The organism is Nonomuraea zeae (assembly GCF_005889725.1).
GTDB classification, from domain to species: Bacteria; Actinomycetota; Actinomycetes; order Streptosporangiales; family Streptosporangiaceae; genus Nonomuraea; species Nonomuraea zeae.
This window is the reverse complement of record NZ_VCKX01000074.1, coordinates 35,695-45,372: the sequence shown is the minus strand read 5'-3', so window position 1 is coordinate 45,372 and position 9,678 is coordinate 35,695. Positions and strand designations below refer to the sequence as shown.

The window sequence follows — 9,678 nt, the reverse complement described above, 5'->3', positions numbered from 1 at the left end:
CCCCGCATGGGCCACCCCCACCACTCCGGCCCGCGCGTCCGCCAGCAGGACGGGAGCGCAGTCCGCCACCAGAACGGCGAGCGCCAGGCCCGGCTGGTCCGTGCACATGCCGTCCATCGGCGTGGCGCCGGGATCGGGGCCGCTGACGTAGCCGGCCTCGGCGCCGTGCACCTGCCGCATGAAGACGACGTCGCCCGGCTCCAGGCCGAGCCTGCTCGCGAAGCGCGCCCGCCCGTGCCGGACCGCCGCCCCCGCCTCCTCGCCCAGCCGCCTGACCTCGGCGGGCGGCAGGCTGATGGCGTCGAACCTGTCGGAGAACGCCATACCCACACGATCATCATCGTCCACGCTTACCCAGGCTATGCGACGGCGGCGGCCGGCTCCCGATCGCGACGTCCCCGGTGCGGCAGGCCATGATCGCGTCGAGGTCGCGGCGCGGCATGGGCTCGAAGATCCATCTCCGACGCCTCCGGAAGAGCTCGTGATCGGCCGGATCAGTGTTCGGTGGTCTGGCCGCGTGCGATGAGGTCCAGAACGGCGTCCCTGACCTCGCGGATGACGGCGAGGGTCTCCTCGGCGGCCGCGGCGACGGCCGCCTCGTCCGGCGGGACGGGCGGTTCGAGCAGCAGGGCCACGGTGTCGGCGAGAACCGCGACCGGGTCGGCGACGCCGCCCGGTGCGGTGGCCGGCTCGGCGATGGCGGCGGAGAACCCGCCGAGCACGGCGTGCACGGCATAGGTCTGGCTGGACAGCGGCCGATCGTCGCGGATCAGGCCGTGGCGGCGCAGGATCGGCATGACCGCGGCGCACATGGCGGCGGGACTGGCCCGGTCGAACAGCTCGCGATCGGCGGGCTCCTGGGTGAGCAGCCGCAGCAGCTCCGCGTCGCCGCTGTGCAGGCGCAGCGCCAGCGGGAGCCGCTGCCCGGTCCTGATGAGCAGGGGGGCCAGGTGGCGGGGCAGCACGGTGGCCGGGTCGGCGGAGATGCGGTCGATGCCCTCCTGCGAGAGCGTCAGCAGATCGCGGGCGAACAGGCCGCGGATGAGCTCTTCCTTGCTGGGCCAGTAGAGGTAGACGGTGCCCTTGCCGACGCCGGCCGCGCGGCTGATCTCGGAGACGGTGACCTTGCCCGCGCCGTGGTCGAGCACCAGCTCGCGCGCGCTGTCCAGGATGCGGGCGGCTTTGCGTGAGTGGAGTTCGACCAGCTGGCTCACCGTACGGTCCTTCTCTTTCGTTCTGCCGGGCGTTCGGGCCTGGTCAGGGGGCGGCGACGTCGACGTTCTTGGCCCGCATGTCCTTGCTGTTGAGCATTATCCTGCCCATGGTCTTCCCCACGCCCGGCACGCGCATCAGGCGCATCATCCCGGCGCGCAGGAGGAGCTCTCTGCGGTCCTGCGGCGTGAACATCCGGCGGCCGGTCAGCGCGCTGTCCTGCTGGACGTCGATGAAGGGCCTCATCCGGGCCTCCCAGGCGCGCAGCGCGCCGGGCAGGTCGCCGGGGTGCCGCTCCAGCATGGTGCCCAGCAGCTCGCCGCCGGCGATGCCGCTGGAGGCGCCCATGCCCGCGTACAGGGTGACGCACCAGGCGGAGTCGCCGATCAGGACGACCCTTCCGCGGTGCCAGCGCGGCATCTTGACCTGCTGCACCGAGTCGAACAGGGCGTCGGGCGCCTGCTCGTAGCGGGTGAGCAGGCCCTCAAGAAGGGCTCCCGTGGGCTCGGGGCCGAACGCCCTGCGGATGGACTCGATCGGCGGGCGGGTGAACTCGGCGTCGATGTCGCCGGTGCGGTAGGAGAACAGCAGGCTGGGGGCGTGGTCGGCGAAGGGGAAGGCCCACATCGAGCGGCCTGGCTCGGCCAGGATCAGCCCGTCGGACAGGCCGAAGCCGTCGACCGGCCCGTCCAGGACGGTGGCGCCGATCATGTAGTTCAGCGGGTGCAGGTACTCCTCGGAGCCGAAGACGAGCCCGCGCACCGTCGAGCGCATCCCGTCGGCCCCCACCACCAGGTCGAAGCGCTCGGTGACGGTGGTGCCGGCCGCGGTGTCGTGCAGCGTCACCTCCGCCGCGCGCTCGTCCTGGGTGATGCGGGTGGGCACGGTGGAGTAGCGGATCTCCACGTCGTCCGGCAGCGCCGTGAACAGCCCCCGTTCCACGTCACCACGCAGCAGGGGGCGGGGGCCCACGGCCATGGTGAACGGGTTCATGCTGGGACGGCGGCGCCCGGCGCGGTCGACCTCGTACGTGGCGACGTGGGCGCCGGCGCGGTTGCCGATGTGGTCCAGCACGCCCAGCCGCCGGGCGGAGGCGATGCCGGCCCCGAACAGGACGATGAAGTACCCGCCTGAGCGGCGCGCGGGTGCCCGCTCCACCAGCACCGGCTCCCAGCCGATCTGGCGCAGCCGCACAGCGGTGGCGATTCCGGCGATCCCGAGCCCGACCACCAGCGCGCGGCCGCCCTTGCCTGCGTTCGTCATGACGATTCCTCTCGTATGTTCCCTCCATGCTAGATGAGAGACTGACCAAAACGGTTCTGTTGGTCAGTTTCGGAGAGCTCGGCTCTCGACCGCAGGCGCGGCAGGAGGGCCAGCGCCGCGACGGTCAGCACCCCGCCGGCGAGGAACGCCTGCACGTCACCGGCGGCCGACAGCGCCAGCAGCGCCACCGCCTGCCCGGCCACCGGGAGCGCCAGCGTCGCGAGCGGGAACCGGTCGAGCAGCGGCCCGGTCAGGGTGACCGCCGCGACCCCGGCGATGCCGAACACCAGCAGCAGGGCGCTGACCGAGTTCCCGGACATGCCGCTGACCTCCGCCAGGAACGTCACGACGTAGGTGAACCCGGCGAACGCCCCCGTCGCCGACAGGACAGTGGTCGCCAGCACGACCGCGAACCGGCGGGCGTCCGGCGCGAGCCCGCGGGCGGCATGCCCCTCCTCCGGCCGCGAGGCCGGCAGCAGCCCGGCGACGATGACGAGCGAGACGAGGGCGAGCCCGCCCAGCCCCAGGAAAGGGGCCTGCCAGCCGGAGTGCCGGCCCAGCCAGGCACCGGCCGGGACGCCGAGCACCGAGGCGAGCGAACCGCCGACGGACAGCACGCCGATGACCCGGCCGCGCATCCGAGGAGGGAACAGCCCCACCGCCACCGGCCCCATCACGGCCCAGAAGAGCGCCTGGGCCGCCGCCGTCGCCACCCGGGCCGCGAGCAGCACCTCGTACGAGGTCACCAGCGTCGAGGCCAGGCTGGCGAGAACGAGCACGGCCAGCAGGCCGGAGAGCAGGTACCGGCGCGCGATCCCGCGGGTGAGCAGCGCGACGGGCAGGGACACGATCGCCACCGTCAGGCCGTATCCGCTCACCAGGTGGCCGACGGCCGGCGGCGACACGCGCAGGTCCGCCGAGATGAGCGCGAGCAGCCCGATCGGCAGGTTCTCGGTGGTGTTGAAGGTGAAGGCGCCCAGCATGAGCGCGGCGACCACGGCGAACCTGCGCCAGGCGGCAGGCGGGCGGAAGGAGGTTGGCGACACCGGGCAAGGATGCCGAGCCGCCGACGCCGCCTTCCACTCTTTCGGATGAGGACGAATCACCTCGGCTGCCGGCGCCGGGGCCGGGTTTGACAGATTCCACTGCGATTCGTGATCTTACTGCTGCAGAATGCTTGGTAGAGGCCGTTGAACAGGGACTTCACACCTGACTTCGGACGAGACTCAAGGGGCTGATCCCATGTCAAACCCGACCACGGTACGGCACACGCGCCAGGTGACCGGCCGCGTTGCGCAGGGCGCGCTGACCGCGCTGGCCGCGCTCGCCGCGCTGGCCATGGCCGGCTGCGGCGGCCCCGGCGGGAGCACCCGAAGCGCCGAACTCGCGGCCTCCCCCGCCGCGCAGGATCCGTCTTCCACCGCGCCCGCCCCGTCCCCGGCGGTGACGGCGGCCGACGGGAGCGACCCCGAGGCGTGCTCCGACGGCAACTGCGAGATCGCGGTGTCGGCTCCGGTGACGATCCACTTCAAGATCCCGGACGGTCCCGCGACGCTGTCCCTGACCAAGGTCGGCAAGAACGAGGTCGGCTACAAGGTGACGTCGGGAGATAGCAGGACGAGCGGCGAGGTGAGCGGCGACGGGCGGGGGTGCGTCACCGTCTTCACCCGCAACAGCAGCAACAGCTCGTGCGGCCTGGCCGGCAAGCCCCCGGGCAGGAAGAAAGGCGCGGTCGTGGTGCAGGTGGTGGCCGGGGCGGACGGCACCGCGATCCTCCGGCTCATCTCGGCCTGACCCGGCTCACGGGTCCCCTCATGAGGTACGCGATTCGAGGCGCTTGATCAGGCCGCGTTTGACGTCGTTCCACTCCGTGTCGGTCACGGCGTACATGGCCGAATCCCGCAGCAGGCCCTCCTCGCCGGGCGCCCACGACATCGACCAGTTCCGCAGCACCCCCTCGAAGGTGACGCCCAGGGCCTCGATGGCATGCCGTGACCGCAGGTTGCGAGCGTCGGTCTTGAGGTCGACCCGCGCGACCTCAAGGGTCTCGAACGCGTAGGTCAGCAGCAGGAGCTTCGCCTCGGCGTTGACGCCCGTGCCCTGCGCGGACGCGCCGAGCCAGGTGAAGCCGATCTCGACGGCGCGCAGTTCGTCGCGCCCCGGCCAGCGGCGCGGATCCCAGTACGCCGTGCACCCCACGGCCCGGCCGTCCGACCGGCGGATCTGGGCGAACGGCACCAGCCCCTGTGCCGTCCGGTCGAGCTGGGCCCGCAGGTAGTCGTGGACCTCGTGGCCCCGGGGGACGAGCGTGAAGTCATAGCCGGCGCGATGCTCCTCCGCCGCCAGCGCCAGGTCTCCCGCGTGCGCGAGGGACAGCGGCTCCAGCCGGACCAGGGAGCCGTCCAGCGGCGGCACGACGAACCAGGGACGCATGACGGCGGCTCCTCATCGTTCCTGGCATTGGCACCTTGCCTCAGGGCAGGTTGCCGGACCGTCGCAGGGCCAGGTCCCTCGGATCCTCCCGATGAACGTCATCGATCATGGCCAGGCGGCCGCTCGCCTGTCAAGGTCAGGTCTTGGGCGGTACGCAGCCCAGCTCGGCCAGCTCGCTCGCGCCCTCGTCCGCCCGGCCGGGCAGGAGGAGCAGGGTGCAGGCGCGCTCGAAACGGGCGTCGATCCGCTCCCAGAGTGCCACGGCCGCGCTCAGGTCGTTCTCGTCCTTGCGCAGGCGGCCCCTGGCCCGGGCCAGGCAGGCGGCGGCCCAGTCGTTCTCGCCGGCGCCCGTGGCGGCCAGCCGGCCGGCCGCTCCCGGCAGGCCGGCGGCCACCGCCAGCTCGGCCGCGACCGCCTCCCGGTACGGTGCCGTCGCCGCGGTCGGGCTGCCGACCAGGGCAGCCTCGACGAGCTCGGCCGCCTGCTCGAACCGTCCGTGGTGCAGCGCCAGCCGGGCGTCGGCGAACGTCATGAAGTAGCTGTACCGCCGCCGGTGCGGCGGGTTGAGCGCGCGCGACCGCCACAGCCGTGCGGCGTCGCCGTCGCCGCGCAGGCCGTGGGCGAGGGACAGCGCCCCGATCGGCGGGCCGAGCTGCGGCCCGAACGGCCGGCCCGTACGTCGCCAGCCCTCCCACACCTCCGTCTCCAAGCTCAGCGCCTCGTCGAAGCGGCCGGTGAGGACCAGCGGCGTGATCAGGTGAGCGGCTGCCAGGTAGGAGCCTCCGACCAGGTCGTCGTCCATGGCCTGGCGGGCGACGGCCAGCGCGGCGGGCAGGTCGCCCACGCCGAGAAAGCCGTAGAACGCCATCCTGAGGGTGTCCACGATCTCGGGGCAGGCGGCGGGAACGTGCCGAGGCAGGCTCTCCAGCAGGGACAGTCGCCGGCTGGTGACGTGGCAGGCCTGGCGCCGCCGTTCGCGCCGGAGCGCGGCCATGGTCGCGATGTCCAGCGCCGCGCAGACGAGCACGGGATCCCCGGCGGTTCGCGCCGCCTCCACCGCCGCCTCCACCGCCGCCTCCGCTTCCGTCTCCGCTTCCGTCTCCGTCTCCGGGTGGTCGTCGGCCGCATGCACGTCGGCCGGGTGGTCGTCGGCCGCGTGCTCGTTCGCCAGCCAGGCCGCCGCAGCCGCCAGGTGCGCCGCCACCACCGGGTTCGCCGGGTCGCCGGCGGCTCGCGCCTCCGCCAAAAGCTCGGCCTTGGCCGCGTGCGGGACCCCCTCCTCGAACTCCACGTGATGGCGGCAGGCGGCGCTGACGACGGAGGCCAGAGCGATGGCCGTCAGGTCGCCGTCGCCCGTCTCGCGCGCCCGGCCGACGGCCTCCAGCAGCATCTCGAGCGGCTGCCGTCCGACGTCGCCGATCGCGGAGGTGCAGTCGGCCGCCGCGCGCAGGTCGGCCACCGCCTCCAGCGCGGTCGGCGCCAGCCGCGCCGCCGTCAGGTAGTGGCCCAGCGCCTCCCCGAGGAAGCGCCTGGCGTACGTCAGGTGACCCAGCGCCCCGGCCAGCCGGTACGGCAGGTGCCCGGGCACGTCCGGCGCCCAGGCCAGGGCGGCGCGCAGGTCGTCGGCGACGGCGTCGAAGCCGTCCCGCCACCGGTCGGCCGTCTCCAGGTGAGCCTCCAGAGCGCTCGCCACGCCCGCGGCCCACTCCAGGTGCAGCCGCCTGGCCGCGTCCGTCTCGCCCGCCTGGTCGAGCCGTTCGGCGGCGTAGGCCCGTACGGTCTCCAGCAGCCTCCACCTGGCCGCGCCGGAGCGGCGGTGCACGGCGAGCAGGCTCTTGTCGGCCAGCCGGCCGAGCACGTCCGCCGCCGCGCTCCGGGCCAGGCCGGGAGTGACGGCCACGACGGCGTCCAGGTCGAACGGGCCCGCGAAGACGGCCAGCCGCCGGAACAGCGCCCGCTCCTCCTCATCCAGCAGCTCGTGGCTCCATCCGATGACCGCGCGCAGCGAGCGGTGCCGCTCGTCGGCGCCCCGGCCGCCGGCCAGCAGGCGCAGATGATCGTCCAGGGCGGCGAACAGGCCGTCCGCGCCGAGGGCGGGCACCCTGGCCGCGGCCAGCTCGATGGCCAGCGGCATCCCGTCGAGCCGCGCGCACAGCAGCGTGAGCGTGGCCGGGTCGGCGGTGAAGCCCGGGTCCGCCGCGGTGGCGCGGTCGAGGAAGAGCAGCTCGGCATGGGAGGTGAGCGGCACGGGAGCCGCGGTGGCCGAGGCCGGCGGAAAGGGGGCCAGGGGGAGGGCGCGTTCGCCGGGCACGCCGAGGCGTTCCCTGCTGGTGGCGAGGATCCGGGTGCCGGGGCAGCGGCGGAGCGTCTGCTCGGCGAACCGGGCGACGGCGTCGATCACGTGCTCGCAGTTGTCGAGGATCAGCAGGGCGCCGCCGTCGCCGAGCCGTTCGGCGATGGCCTCGTGCAGGTGCTGGTCCGGGCGTTCCGTGACGCCCAGCGCGGCGGCCACCGCCTGGGCGACATAGGCCTCCCCCACCGGCACCAGGTCGACGAACGCCCCTCCCCCGGGGAAGGAGCCTTGGGCGCCTCCGGCCGTCTCGATCGCCAGCCGGGTCTTGCCGACGCCGCCCGGCCCGACCAGCGTCACCAGGCGGGCGGCCCGCAGGGCTGCCAGCAGCCGCTCGCGCTCGGCGGCGCGGCCGATGAACGTGGTCAGCGGCGCGGGCAGGCCGGTGATGCGGCCAGGCTCGGACGAGTCCTGCCTGGCCAGCCTGCCGAGCTCCCGGCGGTCCGCGACGCCGCATTTGCGCAGCAGTGACGACACGTGGTTCTCGACCGTGCGGACCGACAGGTGCAGGTGAGCGGCGATCTCCGCATTGGACAGCTGCGCGCCGACCAGAGCCAGCACCTCTGTCTCACGCTTGGACACGGCTCCTGGGTACGCGACGGCCACGGCCCCATCATGCCCCGGCCCGGAGTCGGGCGTGATCCGTTGCGTGGTCCTTTGAGTGGTGGAGTAGGTGTTCGCCCCGGATGCCGGCACGGTCCCGCCTGGCGATGATGAGCGCATCAGCCGACAACACCAGAGCAACGGAGCACTGTCATGGGACGAGTCGTTCTCTCCGTCTTCACCACCGTCGACGGCGTCATCGAGAACCCGCACGAGTGGACCTTCCAGTTCGTCAGCCCGGACGCCATGAAGACCGGCCTCGACCAGATCCGCGCCGCCGATGCGCTGCTGCTCGGCCGGGTGACCTACGACGGCTTCGCCGCGGCCTGGCCGGGCATGACCGACGAGGCCGGCTACGCCGACCGGATGAACTCCCTGCCCAAGTACGTCGTCTCGACGACCCTGGACAAGGGCGAGTGGAACAACACCACCGTCATCCGCGAGGACCCGGCCGAGCGGATCGCGCAGCTCAAGAAGGAGATCGAGGGCGACATCCTGATCTTCGGCAGCGCCGCGCTCGTCCGGTGGCTGCTGGGCGAGCGGCTCATCGACGAGCTGCGCCTGGTCACGTACCCGGTCGTGGCCGGCAAGGGGGCGCGGCTGTTCGACGAGTCGGTGGACACCGCGGTGCTCCGCCTGACCGGATCGCAGGCCTTCTCCTCGGGAGTCGTGGCCCTGACCTACGAGCCGACCGGCGACGGGCTGCTCGACCCCGCGGCGGCACGACGCGCGGCGATGGACGCCGCGGAGGGATGAGGGCCGCGCAGGGATGAGGGCCGCGCAGGGATGAGGGCCGCGGAGGGATGAGAACCGCGATCTCCCGGTGACCGGCCGCGGGCGCCGGATCAGTTCACCAGCACGATCCTGCCGCGAGCGCGGCGGCTCTCGCTCAGCTCGTGCGCGGCCGCGGCCTCGGCCAGCGGGAACGCCGCCGCGACCGGCACCCGCAGCCGCCCCTGCGCGGCGAGGTCGATCGCGATGCCGAGGCCGTGCAGCGCCAGCGGGTCGGCGGCGGCCCCGACGGCCGCGCCCGTCTCGTCGGCCGGCGCGCCGTGCGACATGTGTACGCCGTGGGCCGCCGCGGCGAAGTCGGCGATCGTCACGACCCGCGCCTTGTCCCCTGCGACGGCGATCAGGTCGGGCAGGGCTCCTCCGGCGCAGTCGAACACCGCGTCCACCCCGTCCGGTGCCAGCGCGCGGACCCGTTCGACCAGCCCCGTCCCGTACGTCGTCGGCTCCGCGCCGAGGGAACGCAGGAAGTCGTGGTTGTGCTCGCCGGCCGTGCCGATGACGGTGGCGCCGCGGGCGACCGCCAGCTGGACGGCGACGGTGCCCACCGCACCGGCCGCGCCCTGCACCAGGACAGTGTGCCCGGCGCCGACCGCGAGCCGGTCGAGGACCCGGGTGGCCGTCTCGACGCTGCCGGCGGCGCCGCCCGCTTCCGCCCAGCTCCACGCGGCCGGTTTGGGCGCCCAGGCGGCCAGGACCGCGTAGTCGGCGTTGGCGCCGCGCGCCGCCGGGGCGGTCATGCCGAACACCTCGTCGCCGGGCCGGACGCCCGTCACGCCGTCGCCGACCTCGTCCACCACGCCCGCGGCGTCGAACCCGGTCCGGTACGGGAACGTCGTGGGCACCACGTCACGCAGCATCCCGGAACGGATGTAGGTCTCCCCCGTCGAGAACCCGGACGCCCGGACGGCGATGCGGATCTTCCCCGGTCCGGCGTGCGGCTCCTCGACCTCGGCGACATGCACCACGCCGGGCGGGCCGTACTCGGAAAACTGAACAGCTCTCATGCGCCGCACCGTAACGGAACA

The 9,678-nt window shown here is 73.6% G+C and carries 9 protein-coding genes and 1 riboswitch; of the genes, 2 read left to right on the top strand and 7 right to left on the bottom strand.

Translation table 11 applies throughout. The features are described from left to right. The 4 genes from ETD85_RS23925 to ETD85_RS23910 all read right to left on the bottom strand — a co-directional run. Positions 1 to 324, bottom strand: a 324-nt coding sequence (locus ETD85_RS23925) for a laccase domain-containing protein (protein WP_138692008.1), incomplete at its 3' end; no start/stop codon positions are given. Positions 325 to 494: 170 nt separating this feature from the next. Beyond that, on the bottom strand, positions 495 to 1,214 hold the full coding sequence (locus ETD85_RS23920; protein ID WP_138692007.1) for a TetR/AcrR family transcriptional regulator: 720 nt from the start codon (positions 1,212 to 1,214) through the stop codon (positions 495 to 497). 43 nt (positions 1,215 to 1,257) lie between these two features. Further along, complete coding sequence (locus ETD85_RS23915; protein WP_138692006.1) at positions 1,258 to 2,475, bottom strand: FAD-dependent monooxygenase; 1,218 nt, start codon at positions 2,473 to 2,475, stop codon at positions 1,258 to 1,260. A gap of 29 nt (positions 2,476 to 2,504) precedes the next feature. Further along, complete coding sequence (locus tag ETD85_RS23910; RefSeq protein ID WP_240779362.1) at positions 2,505 to 3,521, bottom strand: MFS transporter; 1,017 nt, start codon at positions 3,519 to 3,521, stop codon at positions 2,505 to 2,507. A gap of 196 nt (positions 3,522 to 3,717) precedes the next feature. Here ETD85_RS23910 and ETD85_RS23905 point away from each other — a divergent pair, with 196 nt between their 5' ends. Continuing rightward, positions 3,718 to 4,269 carry a hypothetical protein gene (locus ETD85_RS23905; RefSeq protein WP_206058498.1) on the top strand — a complete coding sequence of 184 codons (552 nt, stop codon included), beginning with the start codon at positions 3,718 to 3,720 and terminating at the stop codon, positions 4,267 to 4,269. Positions 4,270 to 4,287: 18 nt separating this feature from the next. Here ETD85_RS23905 and ETD85_RS23900 read toward each other — a convergent pair whose 3' ends face one another. Then, entirely contained in the window at positions 4,288 to 4,908 is a 621-nt protein-coding gene (locus ETD85_RS23900) for a GNAT family N-acetyltransferase (RefSeq protein WP_138692005.1), read from the bottom strand. A 9-nt stretch (positions 4,909 to 4,917) separates the two neighbouring features. Further along, a riboswitch (SAM riboswitch) is annotated at positions 4,918 to 5,006 on the bottom strand. A 38-nt stretch (positions 5,007 to 5,044) separates the two neighbouring features. Next, positions 5,045 to 7,840: an ATP-binding protein gene (locus tag ETD85_RS23895; protein ID WP_170246807.1), complete on the bottom strand. Its 2,796-nt coding sequence runs from the start codon at positions 7,838 to 7,840 to the stop codon at positions 5,045 to 5,047. Between the two features lie 174 nt (positions 7,841 to 8,014). Between ETD85_RS23895 and ETD85_RS23890 the strand changes: the two genes are divergently transcribed. After that, positions 8,015 to 8,617, top strand: coding sequence for a dihydrofolate reductase family protein (locus tag ETD85_RS23890; RefSeq protein ID WP_138692003.1), 603 nt, complete (start codon positions 8,015 to 8,017; stop codon positions 8,615 to 8,617). Between the two features lie 89 nt (positions 8,618 to 8,706). Here ETD85_RS23890 and ETD85_RS23885 read toward each other — a convergent pair whose 3' ends face one another. Next, complete coding sequence (locus ETD85_RS23885; RefSeq protein WP_138692002.1) at positions 8,707 to 9,657, bottom strand: NADP-dependent oxidoreductase; 951 nt, start codon at positions 9,655 to 9,657, stop codon at positions 8,707 to 8,709. Positions 9,658 to 9,678: the final 21 nt, after the last annotated feature.

Coding starts and splice junctions, on each gene's coding strand:
- ETD85_RS23915 (WP_138692006.1), bottom strand. CDS start 2,475: ATGACGAACGCAGGCAAGGGCGGCCGCGCGCTGGTGGTCGGGCTCGGG.
- ETD85_RS23905 (WP_206058498.1), top strand. CDS start 3,718: ATGTCAAACCCGACCACGGTACGGCACACGCGCCAGGTGACCGGCCGC.
- ETD85_RS23900 (WP_138692005.1), bottom strand. CDS start 4,908: ATGCGTCCCTGGTTCGTCGTGCCGCCGCTGGACGGCTCCCTGGTCCGG.
- ETD85_RS23890 (WP_138692003.1), top strand. CDS start 8,015: ATGGGACGAGTCGTTCTCTCCGTCTTCACCACCGTCGACGGCGTCATC.
- ETD85_RS23885 (WP_138692002.1), bottom strand. CDS start 9,657: ATGAGAGCTGTTCAGTTTTCCGAGTACGGCCCGCCCGGCGTGGTGCAT.